Annotated in this window: 16 protein-coding genes and 1 other RNA gene; 6 read left to right on the top strand and 11 right to left on the bottom strand. The window is 43.2% G+C overall.

Annotated elements, in window-relative coordinates; genetic code table 11:
* The first annotated feature begins 35 nt into the window (after nt 1-35).
* Nucleotides 36-482 carry a tail fiber assembly protein gene (locus tag VY86_RS01860; RefSeq protein WP_011147565.1) on the top strand — a complete coding sequence of 149 codons (447 nt, stop codon included), beginning with the start codon at nt 36-38 and terminating at the stop codon, nt 480-482.
* A gap of 147 nt (nt 483-629) precedes the next feature.
* On the opposite strand, the gene VY86_RS01865 is transcribed toward VY86_RS01860, so the two are convergent.
* From VY86_RS01865 to smpB, 5 genes are all read right to left on the bottom strand, one after another.
* Nucleotides 630-914, bottom strand: a complete 285-nt coding sequence (locus VY86_RS01865) for a SymE family type I addiction module toxin (RefSeq protein WP_158019890.1) — start codon at nt 912-914, stop codon at nt 630-632.
* 142 nt (nt 915-1,056) lie between these two features.
* Nucleotides 1,057-1,242: a helix-turn-helix domain-containing protein gene (locus VY86_RS01870; RefSeq protein ID WP_011147563.1), complete on the bottom strand. Its 186-nt coding sequence runs from the start codon at nt 1,240-1,242 to the stop codon at nt 1,057-1,059.
* A gap of 269 nt (nt 1,243-1,511) precedes the next feature.
* Nucleotides 1,512-2,339, bottom strand: a complete 828-nt coding sequence (locus tag VY86_RS01875) for an IS982 family transposase (RefSeq protein ID WP_046973721.1) — start codon at nt 2,337-2,339, stop codon at nt 1,512-1,514.
* 223 nt (nt 2,340-2,562) lie between these two features.
* Nucleotides 2,563-2,926, bottom strand: a transfer-messenger RNA (tmRNA) gene (gene ssrA, locus VY86_RS22865).
* Nucleotides 2,927-2,976: 50 nt separating this feature from the next.
* Nucleotides 2,977-3,459, bottom strand: coding sequence for an SsrA-binding protein SmpB (smpB, locus tag VY86_RS01880; protein ID WP_015833415.1), 483 nt, complete (start codon nt 3,457-3,459; stop codon nt 2,977-2,979).
* A gap of 157 nt (nt 3,460-3,616) precedes the next feature.
* On the opposite strand from smpB, the gene VY86_RS01885 reads away from it, so the two are divergent.
* Both VY86_RS01885 and VY86_RS01890 read left to right on the top strand, forming a co-directional pair.
* Nucleotides 3,617-4,051, top strand: a complete 435-nt coding sequence (locus VY86_RS01885; RefSeq protein ID WP_036843021.1) for a type II toxin-antitoxin system RatA family toxin — start codon at nt 3,617-3,619, stop codon at nt 4,049-4,051.
* On the top strand, nt 4,044-4,337 hold the full coding sequence (locus VY86_RS01890) for an RnfH family protein (protein ID WP_046973722.1): 294 nt from the start codon (nt 4,044-4,046) through the stop codon (nt 4,335-4,337). The genes VY86_RS01885 and VY86_RS01890 overlap by 8 nt, the downstream gene beginning before the upstream one ends.
* Nucleotides 4,338-4,395: 58 nt before the next feature.
* Here VY86_RS01890 and bamE read toward each other — a convergent pair whose 3' ends face one another.
* The 3 genes from bamE to nadK form a co-directional block, all read right to left on the bottom strand.
* Nucleotides 4,396-4,743 carry an outer membrane protein assembly factor BamE gene (bamE, locus tag VY86_RS01895; protein ID WP_021324742.1) on the bottom strand — a complete coding sequence of 116 codons (348 nt, stop codon included), beginning with the start codon at nt 4,741-4,743 and terminating at the stop codon, nt 4,396-4,398.
* A gap of 113 nt (nt 4,744-4,856) precedes the next feature.
* Nucleotides 4,857-6,518 (bottom strand): DNA repair protein RecN, encoded by a 1,662-nt coding sequence (recN, locus tag VY86_RS01900; RefSeq protein WP_046973723.1) that lies wholly within the window; start codon nt 6,516-6,518, stop codon nt 4,857-4,859.
* Nucleotides 6,519-6,606: 88 nt separating this feature from the next.
* On the bottom strand, nt 6,607-7,485 hold the full coding sequence (gene nadK / locus VY86_RS01905) for an NAD(+) kinase (protein WP_046973724.1): 879 nt from the start codon (nt 7,483-7,485) through the stop codon (nt 6,607-6,609).
* Between the two features lie 123 nt (nt 7,486-7,608).
* Between nadK and grpE the strand changes: the two genes are divergently transcribed.
* A complete protein-coding gene (gene grpE / locus VY86_RS01910; RefSeq protein ID WP_046973725.1) occupies nt 7,609-8,190 on the top strand; it encodes a nucleotide exchange factor GrpE in 582 nt (193 codons plus the stop codon).
* A 157-nt stretch (nt 8,191-8,347) separates the two neighbouring features.
* On the opposite strand, the gene VY86_RS01915 is transcribed toward grpE, so the two are convergent.
* Nucleotides 8,348-9,741, bottom strand: a protein-coding gene (locus VY86_RS01915) for an IS1182 family transposase (RefSeq protein WP_158019891.1) whose coding sequence is annotated in 2 segments (ribosomal slippage) — nt 8,348-9,174 and nt 9,174-9,741 — 1,395 coding nt in all. Because the reading frame shifts where the segments join, the coding sequence is not laid out codon by codon here.
* Nucleotides 9,742-9,851: 110 nt separating this feature from the next.
* On the bottom strand, nt 9,852-10,532 hold the full coding sequence (gene ung, locus VY86_RS01920) for a uracil-DNA glycosylase (RefSeq protein WP_046973726.1): 681 nt from the start codon (nt 10,530-10,532) through the stop codon (nt 9,852-9,854).
* Between the two features lie 533 nt (nt 10,533-11,065).
* Between ung and VY86_RS25565 the strand changes: the two genes are divergently transcribed.
* Nucleotides 11,066-11,278 (top strand): hypothetical protein, encoded by a 213-nt coding sequence (locus VY86_RS25565; protein ID WP_228940296.1) that lies wholly within the window; start codon nt 11,066-11,068, stop codon nt 11,276-11,278.
* The gene (locus VY86_RS25570) at nt 11,265-11,738 is read left to right on the top strand and encodes a Tle-like phospholipase domain-containing protein (RefSeq protein WP_238591550.1); all 474 of its coding nucleotides are present in this window, start codon (nt 11,265-11,267) and stop codon (nt 11,736-11,738) included. Before VY86_RS25565 ends, VY86_RS25570 begins: the two co-directional genes overlap by 14 nt.
* Nucleotide 11,739: 1 nt before the next feature.
* Here the strand turns inward: VY86_RS25570 and VY86_RS01930 are convergent, their stop codons facing one another.
* On the bottom strand, nt 11,740-12,837 hold the full coding sequence (locus VY86_RS01930; protein ID WP_046973727.1) for an ISAs1-like element ISPlu18 family transposase: 1,098 nt from the start codon (nt 12,835-12,837) through the stop codon (nt 11,740-11,742).
* Between the last annotated feature and the right edge of the window lie 195 nt (nt 12,838-13,032).

The raw sequence follows: 13,032 nt of genomic DNA on the forward strand, positions 1-13,032 counted from the left end.
GCAAAGTTGTACATATATTATTTTGGGGGGTATAAATGGTCTATTTCTCCAGAAAAGAATGTGTTTTTTATAATGAAGCTCATGAAGAGTGTGTTGAAATAACAGCAGAAAAACACAATGAATTACTTGACGGTCAATCACGCGGGTTTGCTATCGTCAGTGATAAAGAGGGTTATCCAATTCTTACAGAACAAGCACAGTCTGTTTATCACAAGTGGGATAGTGAAAAGTGGATAATATCAGAAAGTGATAAAATAAAGCTCAGACGGGAACAGCAGCAGCAAGCAGAACATAAGAAACAGCAACTTATGCTCACTGTAAGTAAACAGATCGCTCCGTTACAAGATGCTGTAGATTTGGAGATGTCGAGTGATAAGGAAAAATCGCTGTTAGCAGAGTTAAAAAAATATAGAGTATTATTGAACCGCGTTGATGTTAATTTAGCGTCAGATATTAACTGGCCCGAAAAACCCTTAGAATAATGGAATCAGGGCCAATTGAACCGACCTCCAATAGTTAGATAAGTCTAATCAAATATGGCTTTTTTGCACTACTCTGACTGAATCGTCCTCAAAATGTTGGATAATCATCCAACATTTAAGGATATAGTCCATTCATGCTTTAGTCTATTAGGTAATCATCAACCCACCAGGATAATACTTAATCCAGTCAATAGCAGCATTGGGGTTAAATGGCTCAATACTCAGTCCTTCCAGGCATTGCCAGAGTTCCTGAGTGTTCTGGGCGGTAATAACAATACAGTCCGGCATCACCCGGATTTTTAGTGGCATTCCAAAGGTAAATCCCGCTTCCTGTAACCATTTTCCTTTTAAAGAAATGCCGTTTTTAGCTACCTTGCCAAAACGTTCAGCTTGGGAAATTCGGCGAATTGTTTTATTATCGCGTTTAGCCATAATTAACTACCTTATATAGTTAGTTGTGGTAAGCAGGGTTATCGGGTGGCAGCCCGGTAGCTCTGCGTCAGTGAAAATAGTCTCTCAATGTTGAATTATGAACGATAGGTTACCTTTCTGCAATAAAAATATGACCTATAGTTTACCTAGGTTTTTCGTTGTCAGGCAGTCCATTGAGGGCGTCATTCCAGTGTTGATCCCGTTCTATATTATTCACTATTTTGCTGATCCATGTTTCTGATTTGCCCCACCGTATAGCCAGCTCGCGGCGCGTCCAGCCTTTTCGTTTCATTTCAGACTTAAACAATTCTGGCGGTATACGTTTCAAAATTACTCCACAAATATAAACTGTTTATCGACACATCATAGTATAGCCATTTCGCCGATAGGGTGACATTGGTAAATAAAATGACCGCTTAAGTGGCACAAACCGAACTCCATGAACATAGGATATGCCACACCAGAAACATCTATCACTAAGGCGATTGTTACATGAAGTTAGGTTACATGCATGCGTCAAAAGCTGGCGGTATCAGGTGCTGGATTTATGAATAATGCCCTATGAGGCAGAGATCTGGTGAGGCATTTTATTTTGTACTATGAATTATAAAATAGAGGTAGCTGCTGTGCTACAGACATAAAAAAACCGAGCTGACTGCGGTGTCTTGAATGCTCTATCTGAGAAATATTTTTAAGCTGATCTATGACCGTTTCTATCAAAAATCGCCTTCTTAACATCAGTTTATCCCAGAGAGATAATTCTTTTGCCTTCATGTTATTACGAACATGAGTGATTAACGTTATTCCTTCTGCTTCCAGTTCATCGCACAAAGCCTGCGACAAATACCCTTTATCGCCATATAAACATCCAGTTAACCCTTGTACCAGCGCTTTGACGGGATGGCGATCATCCTTATTTCCTGAGGTCAACTTCACTGCCAGAAGTTCACCACAATCATTGATAACCCGATGAAGTTTAAAGCCATAAAACCAGCTAGTACGGGTTTTCCCTCGCTGTGCGACGCCCTGAAATACGCGATGACGGGGAATACGGAGATTGTGGCAAACAGCAATTTTGGTTGAATCAATAAAAGCGATCCCCTGGGTTTCAGCCTTGCGTGACGAAAGAAAAGCACAGAGAGGAATGAGCGCCCTTTGCTTCAAGGTTAACATCCGGGTATAGCTGACCAACCGGGGAAAATCGGCCTGAAGATAGTGCTTAACATGCTGAATATAAAACGTTTTAAAATCACGATAATGGCTCATGTGGAATAAAATGAGTATCGTCATGACTTCACTGAGAGAAAGGAAAGCTTCGCGGCGACGTTTGAGCAAGCCATTTTCAATTAATTGTTGATGCCAGAGAGGAATAAATTTTTGGCAAAAGTCATCGACGCAGCAGTAAAGTTCTTCTAAATTAAACATGCCTGAGGATCTCCACGATTTTGTTTTATCTAGCAAAAACTTTGATCGTGCCTCAGGCACTTAGTTCCCTTCTTAAGCAAACCTCAGGTTAAGTAGTTTCAGTGATGAACCAGAAGGAATGCAGCGGTGTCCATTGATGCCCATAAAAATAAAATAGATGGACGTAAAGTGGACATTGGACAAACAAAAAGGGCTACACTTTAGTGTAACCCCTTGATTTATTTGGTGGAGCTGGCGGGAGTTGAACCCGCGTCCGAAATTCCTACATCCTCGGTACTACATGCTTAGTCTAATCTTTACATTCGCTTGCCAGCTGCGGACAGACACGCCACTAACAAACTAGCCTGATTAGATTTAACGCTTCAACCCCAGGCAAGGCATCCACGCGATCTCTTTTGGGTTTGACCTCTCTTGATCCCCGTCCTAAGAGCGGAGGCTAGGGAGAGAGGGCGATATGCAGGTTATTAAGCTGCTATTGCGTATTGTTCGTCGTTTGCGACTATTTTTTTGCGGCTTTTTACGAGGCCAACCGCCCCTCGGCATGCACCTTGGGTTTCGCGAATCCCGTCGAATCCAGAATCAGCCCCAAGTATGTTAAAAACAAGTATATCAGAATATTAAACTATAATGCCAGAGATTATCGTCCGGCATTCTTCATAATACGTGCTTTGTCTAATTTCCATTCACGTTCTTTGATATCTGAACGTTTATCGTGCGCCTTCTTGCCTTTTGCTACGCCAATCTTGACTTTGCACCAGGCGTTTTTCCAATAGAGGGATAAGGCAACAACGGTATAACCTTCACGGTTAACTCGACCATATAATGAGTCAAGTTCGCGCTGATTAAGTAAGAGTTTGCGTGAACGCATAGGATCACAGACGACATGGGAAGAAGCTACATTTAACGGAGTGATGGTGGCACCAAAAAGATAAGCGTCGCCATCTTTGAGTAAAACGTAACTGTCGCTGATATTTGCTTTACCAGCGCGCAGTGATTTGACTTCCCATCCTTGTAACGAGAGGCCAGCCTCAAATTCTTCTTCAATGAAGTATTCGTGACGGGCTCGCCTATTCATGGCAATGGTTGCCGAACCGGGTTTGTGTGCTTTTTTCTTTGTCATAGTGTATGCATTATACTGAATGCTTTGATGAAAGAAATCTTTTCCCGCAGCATATTTGCTGATTAATGAGTATTTATTGCATTATACGCTGACAGGTTTTTCTTTAATCACGTATAGGTGATATTATTTGCCACAATTGAGCCTTACAGGAAATGATATGCCACAGATTAGTCGCTCTGCGTTAGTACCGTACAGCGTGGAACAAATGTACAAATTGGTCAATGATGTGAGTTCTTATCCGGATTTTCTTCCGGGGTGTGTCGGCAGCCGTGTGTTGAGCATCAGTCGTCATGAAATGACTGCGTCAGTCGATGTTTCCAAGGCGGGTATAAGCAAGACTTTTGTTACCCGGAATATCCTAGCTGATAACCAAAGCATTAATATGCAACTGGTGGATGGGCCTTTTCGTAAGTTGATGGGAGGCTGGCAGTTCATACCTCTGAGTGAAGATGCCTGTAAAGTTGAGCTTCATCTTGATTTTGAATTTACTAATAAGCTGATTGAATTAGCTTTCGGCAAGATTTTTAAGGAGTTAGCCGGAAGTATGATACAGGCTTTTACTCTGCGTGCACGTGAGGTTTATAGTGCTTGATATCAATGTCGAAGTTGTTTATGCATTGCCTGACCGCCAATATCTGCGTACTGTGAAATTGTCCCAAGGGGCGACTGTAGAGCAGGCAATTGTTGCGTCAGGTCTGCTGACTTTGCGTAATGATATTGATCTGCAAAAAAATAAAGTTGGAATCTATAGCCGTCCCGCCAAGCTGACGGATATTTTGGAAGAGGGTGATAGGGTGGAAATTTATCGCCCATTGTTAGCCGATCCAAAAGAAATGCGTCGTAAGCGTGCTGAACGGGCTAAAAATAATGCTCAATAATTTGTCAATAGACAGCAAGTCATCTGTATTTTATGACTTGCTGTCTATATCTCTTTGATTATTGAAGATTCTCAGTAAGTGAGTTTTCGTTTTTAATGTCAGTCAGTACACCTTTACTGTCAAACGTCAGTGTTAGGGTTTGCTGAGTCACTTTTTCATGCCCAGGTTGCTGACGAAACACATAAAACCATGTCTGAGTACCAAACGGGTCTTGTAACATGGGTGTTCCTAATGTGTAGGCTACCTGTTGCTGGGTCATCCCTTTGTGGATTTTTGATACATTAGCAGGTGTCAGATAGTTCCCCTGATTAATGTCAGGGCGATAAACAACCCGTTCCAGTGTAGAGCAACCCGCAGTCAGCATAACGAATGATACAGCAGCGGCAGTCAACATTTTACAGCGCATGGTAATTACATTCCTTTAGGAGTCAGGATGTTGATAATAATAGACCTTGACGAGATTGAAAACCTCTACAAGTTTTAGCTATGACCCCAAATATCCGTAAAAGTTGTGTCATATTATGCTGCCAGCAGCTCTTTTGCGTTCGCCAGGGTATTTTTTGTGACTTCACTACCCGCCAGAAGCCGCGCCAGCTCTTGTAATCGGGCTTTCTTGTCCAGTAATTGCATTTGAGTTTCAGTTTCTTCACCATCGGTCTGTTTACTGACATAAAAATGCTGGTGACCGCAACCGGCTACCTGGGGCAGGTGAGTGACGCACATGACCTGTGTAGATTCGCCTAATTCACGTAACAGACGACCAACAATTGCGGCTGTCGGGCCACTGATCCCCACATCCACTTCATCGAATATCAGGGCTGAAGTTTCCATTTTCTTGGCCGTTATAACCTGAATTGCTAGTGCAATACGAGAAAGTTCACCACCCGACGCGACTTTTGCCAGTGATTGGTGTGGCTGACCAGGGTTAGTGGTGACATTAAATTCAACTTTATCTGCACCATCAGCATTTAAGTGTTCAGGCGCAAAAGAGACATCAACAGTCAAGCGGCCATGAGGCATGGAAAGCTGATGCATACTGTTAGTAATTAGCTCACTTAACTCTTTAGCGTATTGTTGGCGAACCAGATGCAGCCTTTCTGCTACTTCCAATGCTTGTTTATGGTGTCTGTTAACCTGTTCGCAGAGATGAGCGCAATCATCTTCTTGTTGTGCCAGCAGTTGCTGTTCTTCCCGTAATTGTTGATGTAGTGAGGGAAGTTCTTCCGGTACAACATGGTGTTTACGGGCGACTCTGATTTGCTGCGAAATTTTCTGTTCCAGTTCAAACAGGCGATTTGGATCCACATCCAGTTGATCACCATAGTGGCGGAGTTCATCACTGACTTCATTAATTTGGATGGATGCTTCTTCCAGCATAGTCAGCAGGTTACCAAATTTATCATCCATTGTGATGAGTTCTGCCAGTTCGTGTTTAGCGTGATTCAGCAGACTGATAATATTTTGCTCATCATTATCACTCAGTAGTAGGAGTGCATTCTGACTGACCGATAATAGCTGACCACGGTTTGCCAACCGTTTGTATTCATTATCTTGTTCTTGATATTCACCTGGCTGCGGGGCTAATTCATTTAGCTCTTTCAGGTGATATTCCAGCAACTGTTGACGAGATTGGCGCTCAAGAGCCTGTTGCTGGAATTGTGCCAGATCCTGACAGCTTTGGTGCCATTTCTGATAGACCTGTTTCATCTCATTTTGCAGATTGAACTGATTGGCGTAAGTATCGAGCAGGCGCTTTTGGTGACCACTCTCCAAGAGTAATTGGTGGGCGTGCTGGCCGTGAATCTGAATAAGGTGAGCCCCCAGTTCACGTAATTGGGAAAGTGGTACAGCCGTACCATTGATAAAGCCCCTTGAGCGGCCATCTAAAGTTATGGTACGGCGCAGCAAGCATTCATTACTGTCATCAAGTTGACGTTCTTCCAGCCATTGACGGGCAGAAGGTGCATCAGAAAGAGAAAAATGGGCGCAAATATCAGCACGGGAAGCGCCGTTACGTACCATGTTGGTCTCACCGCGATTACCCAGACATAAACCTAATGCATCAATTGCGATGGATTTACCAGCGCCGGTTTCACCCGTGATGGCTGTCATACCTGACCGGAAATCGATTTCAAGCTCACGAACAATGGCAAAGTTGCTAATAGTTAACTGGGTGAGCATCATGCCTCTCCTGTGTATAAAAACACCTCTGTATTTTCATACAGTATAAACTGGTTTTTTATACAGTAAAGTAGTGAGGCCTGTTTTTTTAGAACATTTTTTTAGACCAGCTTAGTTTTGTGCTTAATGTATTGAAGTAATTATAATCTTTAGGATGGATGAGATTGAGCTTCTGTTTGCTGCGGCTAATAATTACATCCTCTCCATCCTGTATAGGCAGAACTATCTGGCTATCACAACTGACTTCATAATCGTTGCTGTTTTGGGAAAATTTCAGTCTGATGCTGCTTTCGCTACTGATGACCAATGGGCGGGCAGATAATGTATGCGGGAACATCGGCACCAGGACGATAGCATCCAGGTTAGGTGTCAGAATTGGCCCCCCCGCAGAGAGTGAGTAAGCAGTCGAACCCGTTGGCGTTGCGATAATCAATCCGTCAGAGCGTTGGGAAAAAGCAAAACGTTCATCTATATAAACTTCGAATTCAATCATGTGAGCCACTTTCCCAGGATGGAGAACGACTTCGTTAATTGCGGTACTGATACGAGGTTTCTGGCCGTTTCTTCTGACTTGAGCTTCTAGTAGGAAACGGTGTTCGTTGCGATATTCGCCATCCAATACTTCAGAAAGTTGTTGCAAAGCATTATCAGGATCTAAGTCGGTCAGAAAACCTAGATTGCCTCTATTAATACCAATGACTTTAATATCATAACGGGAAAGAACCCGGGCAGCCCCCAGCATATTGCCGTCGCCACCAACAACCACGGCTAAATCAGCTTGTTTACCAATTTCAGTCAGGCCGCCGGTCTGTGCATCTTTTAAACCAATATCTTTGGCTACCTGGCGATCAACAATGACGCAGTAACCTTTGGACTTTAACCAATGATAAAGCATCTCATGAGTGGCGAGTGCTTCTGGATGACGAGGATGGCCAACAATACCAATGCATTTGAATTTTTTATTCATCGTTGTAATTTCCTTCAGCAAGAGGTTTTGTCCTCACAATATGACGGGTTCCCTTGAATCCCCAGTTTAGATCCCCATAATAAGCTAAGTAGCGAGATTAATGCCAAATACGCGGAGATATTCATGAGTAGTAAAGAACAAAAAATGCCTGACGAGCAAGTCTCGGAAGATATGGAAGTTGTATCTGAACAGCAAAACAGTGCGGATAAAGCAGAAGCATCAGAGACTGAAAGCGTTGTTGAGCCACGGGTCGCAGAGCTGGAAGAACAGCTCAGACAGGCACAACAGCGTGAACGTGACGCCATTTTGCGTGCTAAAGCTGAAGTTGAAAATATCCGTCGTCGTACTGAGCAAGACATAGAAAAAGCCCATAAATTCGCGCTGGAAAGATTTGCGAATGAACTGTTGCCGGTGATCGATAATCTTGAGCGTGCTCTGGAGGCAGCAGATCGCACCAATACCGAAATAGCGCCAATGCTTGAAGGTATTGAACTGACGTTGAAATCCTTCCTGGGGGCTGTTGGTAAATTTGGTATTGAAGTTGTCGGCGACACTGATATTCCTTTTAATCCTGAAGTTCATCAGGCCATGACCATGATGGAATCCGATCAGCATGAGCCGAATCATGTCATGATGGTCATGCAGAAAGGGTATACCTTAAATGGCCGCTTATTGCGCCCAGCAATGGTAGCCGTATCAAAGTAATTTTAGCTCAGTGTAGATAATCAATGCCGCTCCAACCGGAGCGGCATTTCAGACCGCTGACAAACCTCGTTGAAAATAACGGGATTTGTTCCTTTCATTGTGAATCATAATGCCATCCATTTTCCTCATTAAGCCAATTTAATCGCCCGACAAGGCGTTATTTTCGCTTCTCCTGCAATGAAATGCTCGCTCTCCAGAGATAAAAACAACAAAGCATTGCGACCAGCAAGGCTATCTTCTTGATATTTTGGGCTGTGGCTGCCAAAAGACACTGTATTTGCACTTTTTGCAACCCACGGAAACGGGCATAGCGGTGCCCGTGATGTTGCTTCGCATCTGCAAAACTACGCTCTATCGTCTCCTTTCGCCGCTTGTAGGTTTTTTTACCCCACTCCGTTAGCCGGTTTTCCCTGGCCTGCTCTTTACTGTCCTCCCAGACATGACGGGTTATCTTTTTGCCCCCTTTGGCCTGCGTACAGGACGCGCGTTTCGGGCAATACTGGCAGATATTCGCCGCGGCCTGATAATGCCGGTATCCCTCTCGGCTGGTTGTTTTATAAATCAACTTTTCGCCCTGAGGGCACACATAGCAGTCCTCCTGCTTGTCATAGGTAAAATGTTTTTTCTGGAAGACGTTCGACCCCTTATTCGGACGGCGGTAACCGATTATCGGCATGACACCTAACTGTTCCGTTAAGTAACAAACCGGGGCCGTAAAATAGCCCGCATCCAACCCAACCGCGAGGGGATTGAGGGCAAAACGCTCTAACTGACGCGTCAAGCGCTTGATAAAAGGCTGGCTATCGTGGACATTACCCGGTGTGGCGTAGGTATCGGTGATAATACCGACTTGCCCATCCACGGTACGGTGGTCAAGGTAAAAGAACCCCCTGGGTTTGTTGGTCCGGTGCATAAACCCGCTTTCCGGATCAGTGGTACTGACCTTCGTCTTTCTCTGCCGTTCCTTTAGGGCTGGCTTCAGGCTTTTTTTCCGGCTGCCGCCCGGTCTTCAGTGACGGCTTTATCCAGTGCATCAAAATAGGCGCCGGGGGGAACCGGCCGCATGACATTCTCCGATTTATGCGGATTGGCACTGGCTTTCAGGTGGGTGCTGTCGGTATAGAGTACGCGTCCGCCCACGAATCCTTTGGCCATCGCCTGTTCAACAATGTGGTCAAAAATCTGCTGGAAGACCGCGGTATGATTGAAACGGCGGCGGCGGTTCTGACTCAGGGTTGAGGCATCAGGGACCTTCTCTGTCAGTCCGAGGCGCAGAAACCAGCGGTAAGCCACATTAACCTGAATTTCCTGAACCAGACGGCGTTCACTGGGGACGCCAAACAAGTAGCCGAGTAACATCATTTTAATCAGCATGACCGGATCGATAGCAGGACGGCCATTATTGTGGCAATACAACGGGGCGACTAATTCGCGGATAAATTCGAAATCAATGGCAGCATCGACTTGACGGACCAAATGATTTTTAGGGACCAGCTCGTCAAGCGAGAGCGTTTCTGGCGGGAAAGTCTGGAGAGGGGGGGATCTTAACATGGTGGCAAGCTCCGTTGAGTGAACGGAACTTAATTAAAACAAAATGCCGGATAAAAAACCAGCACTTTGTCAATAATCTGCAATGCCGCTCCAACCGGAGCGGCATTTTTTTACTGTAGCAACTCAGGTGTCCAGTTAATTGGCGCCATTCCTTGTTTTTCCAGTAATTCATTGACTTTTGAAAAGTGTTTACAACCAAAGAATCCTCTGTGGGCAGACAGCGGAGATGGATGAGGTGCTTTGAGGACATGGTGTTTATTGGCATCAATAAAGTTGCCTTTTTTCTGAGCGTGAGATCCCCAAAGAAGAAAAACTACGCCTGAACGGTGCTCGTTAATCGCAGCAATGACTTTATCAGTGAAAGTTTCCCAGCCCAGATTTGCGTGAGAGTGAGCGTTACCACGTTCTACGGTTAATACGGTATTGAGCAGGAGCACCCCTTGTTTGGCCCAACTGATGAGGCAGCCGTGATTTGGGCATTGGAAGCCAGGTATATCGGATACCAGCTCTTTGTACATATTGACCAGTGAAGGTGGAGCAGGAATACCAGGTTGAACTGAGAAAGAGAGGCCATGTGCCTGATTAGGGCCGTGGTAAGGATCTTGCCCAAGTATCACAACTTTAATATCAGCCAATTCGGTGTAGCGGAATGCATTAAATACATCCTGTTGCGGCGGATAAATGGTTTTACCTGCCTGACGCTCTTTAGCGACATAAGCCAGTGTGTCGAGAAAGTAAGGTTGTTTTTTCTCGTTACCGATCACGTCGTGCCATGTGAGAGATGCGGACATAGCAAATCCTTTTTATATAATTACCAGATGGACATTAGCTTACCGATTCCAAAATCATAGGGAAACCTTTAATGAACACTAAAACGAAATTTTTGATAAATATTCCAATGTTGTAAAGTGTTTTTAAAAATTTATCAAAATAATTTCTCTGTAGTTGACTATAAATATTTATTTAAATCATAAGGTTGCAATATATTTATAGTAACTATATGAAATTAACTGAGCTGAATCAATGGGTATCCTCATTCGTGTTAGTATACAAGCATCAGATATATTGGTTTGACCAAATAACCAGGATGATGTTCTTGATGATTTGATTTGTTGCATAAATGTGGAGATAGAAATGATTACAGGTATCCAAGTTGCTGATAAATACTAGGTAGAAATTGATTTGATATCAGAGATAGAAATCACAATTCATTAATTTTATTAACAAAATTTAAACATTTATTTAACCTTGTGTTGTTCCCTGCCGATAGATTAATTGCACCAATTAAATAGCTAATTATTTTCAACTATCGTTAGGGAATTTTATGAGTTTATCAATTGGTATCAATCTATCAATAGGTTCAGGTTTTCCTGTTTTAAATAATTTTCAACTTATTACATCACCTTCTGTTCCAACCGAGAATATTAAGAAAGCGGCCCCTGAAGTCTCTTCGCTCTCAGAAACGACTAAAAAGAACAATAGAATTTATCAAACATTAGTTAATGAACAGAGTATTAACATCAATGACAGGAATTAAAGCAGAACAGATTAATGGTAAGCAATCTCATGAAATTGATTATATGTTGGCTTTGATCTCTGATGATGTCTATATAAAAACTACTATGGGAATTGGTGATTATGTCCGTCTTTCTGATGGCGAATTATTAAATGCAGGAATAGAACCGGCAAATTTGAGAAATGAAACAACAGGTTTTCAGGCAGGAATTTATCGTAATGGTGATCTCCATATCGTTGCTTTTGCGGGTACTAACGATTTGAAAGATATATTGACTAATTTACGGCAAGGTTTTGGGTTTGATGAAGCGCAATACCATTTTAATTCTGTATTAATGGTTAGTATTCAATCTAACTATAATCATAGAGAAGATATCATTGATAGTGTTCAAAAGCTTTTGAATGAAAATGAGGTTTACGACAAGTTGATATTGTTTCTTACAGATGTCAGGAGTCAGGGCGGGATTCCACTTTGTATTTAATTTAATCAAAGATAAGTTGACTACGGAATTCCCCTGACCAAATGGCTCTTCGACGTTTAGCCGCCTGACTGTCTTTTATACTGGTATTCTGTTTAATCACATTTAATGCAATTCGGTTAAAAAGCGCCATTTGTGCAGCCCCATCAGGATCTTTGAGTGAGATAGCATCTTCTCGAAAAGTGACATCTAATACCCAATGCAGCTCGTTTTCCACCGACCAGTGCCTTCTTATTGCCTTAGCCACGATTTCCGCCTCCAACGGTAGCGAGCTGACATACCAGCGTGAATCACGATGGGGAGGCTGACCTTTTACGCTTCGTTCACTGACTACTTCAATAACACTTTGTATTGAAGGCCATTGCCGCCGAAGGACCTCCGGCAATACGGCACGAATTTGCATGACATGCCGAAATTCTGTCCGTCCATGACCGCTATTTTTCTGCGTAAAGTCAACAAGCTCATCACTCTCATAATGCGAAGCAAAATACGATTTGACCCATTCATGGAGGGTCTTTTGATTGCCTTTGAGACCGACAATAAAATCACCGCCGCGCTGAGTAATTAACGCAAGGGTTTCTTTCTGGCAATGCAGAGCATCCATAGTGACAATCGCGCCATCAAGCGCCAGTAATTCAATCAATTGTCTGGCAACCGGACCTTCCTGGCCTTTGCTTTCGGCTGCCTGATGGTATAGGGCTACACCGGATTCAACATCATAAGCACTGACCACATGCAGGGCTTCAAATAATGTCCCCTTACAGGTTCCTCTCAGGGTTTTTCCATCAATGGCGATAAGACTTTTTCCTGCCCTGACCCGACGCTGGTTGATCCAGGCATAAAAGGCTTCAACCAGTGCATCTTGCTCTATCATTTTGATAATATTAGCAATACAGTGACGACGGGGAATACCGTGAGTAAAATGCGTGTATTGTTTAAGCCACTCGCTCTGTAACTCCCCAAATTCCTGAATCGATTTCCAGCCAGAAGCGCCGCATAATACAGCGGAGAAGGCTAAAAAAATCACATCCATTAGCTCATGTTTTTTATTGATGTCAGAACGGGGGTCTTCTATCTTGCTGATAAAATTAAAAATACTCATTATTAGGATCGCTTTTTTATGGAAGAGAGAGATCTTAACGTTTTAATGAGAGAAATGCCTATAAAAAGTCATATTCTGATTTTTATTTAACCAAAATAACCTTATTAAAAATGTGAGATCTCACCCTGTGTCAGGAGTAAAGCATATTCAATAAATCAAACTGTTCTTTTAGCAAGAAGGATAAACTGTTCAGCA

This window comes from Photorhabdus thracensis (assembly GCF_001010285.1).
Classification (GTDB): domain Bacteria; phylum Pseudomonadota; class Gammaproteobacteria; order Enterobacterales; family Enterobacteriaceae; genus Photorhabdus; species Photorhabdus temperata.

Bases quoted from the DNA above. Each gene is read 5' to 3' on its own strand.
- VY86_RS01860 (WP_011147565.1), top strand. From the start codon at position 36: ATGGTCTATTTCTCCAGAAAAGAATGTGTTTTTTATAATGAAGCTCAT.
- VY86_RS01865 (WP_158019890.1), bottom strand. From the start codon at position 914: ATGGCTAAACGCGATAATAAAACAATTCGCCGAATTTCCCAAGCTGAA.
- VY86_RS01875 (WP_046973721.1), bottom strand. From the start codon at position 2,339: ATGTTTAATTTAGAAGAACTTTACTGCTGCGTCGATGACTTTTGCCAA.
- smpB (WP_015833415.1), bottom strand. From the start codon at position 3,459: ATGACAAAGAAAAAAGCACACAAACCCGGTTCGGCAACCATTGCCATG.
- VY86_RS01885 (WP_036843021.1), top strand. From the start codon at position 3,617: ATGCCACAGATTAGTCGCTCTGCGTTAGTACCGTACAGCGTGGAACAA.
- bamE (WP_021324742.1), bottom strand. From the start codon at position 4,743: ATGCGCTGTAAAATGTTGACTGCCGCTGCTGTATCATTCGTTATGCTG.
- recN (WP_046973723.1), bottom strand. From the start codon at position 6,518: ATGCTCACCCAGTTAACTATTAGCAACTTTGCCATTGTTCGTGAGCTT.
- nadK (WP_046973724.1), bottom strand. From the start codon at position 7,485: ATGAATAAAAAATTCAAATGCATTGGTATTGTTGGCCATCCTCGTCAT.
- grpE (WP_046973725.1), top strand. From the start codon at position 7,609: ATGAGTAGTAAAGAACAAAAAATGCCTGACGAGCAAGTCTCGGAAGAT.
- ung (WP_046973726.1), bottom strand. From the start codon at position 10,532: ATGTCCGCATCTCTCACATGGCACGACGTGATCGGTAACGAGAAAAAA.
- VY86_RS25565 (WP_228940296.1), top strand. From the start codon at position 11,066: ATGAGTTTATCAATTGGTATCAATCTATCAATAGGTTCAGGTTTTCCT.
- VY86_RS25570 (WP_238591550.1), top strand. From the start codon at position 11,265: ATGACAGGAATTAAAGCAGAACAGATTAATGGTAAGCAATCTCATGAA.
- VY86_RS01930 (WP_046973727.1), bottom strand. From the start codon at position 12,837: ATGAGTATTTTTAATTTTATCAGCAAGATAGAAGACCCCCGTTCTGAC.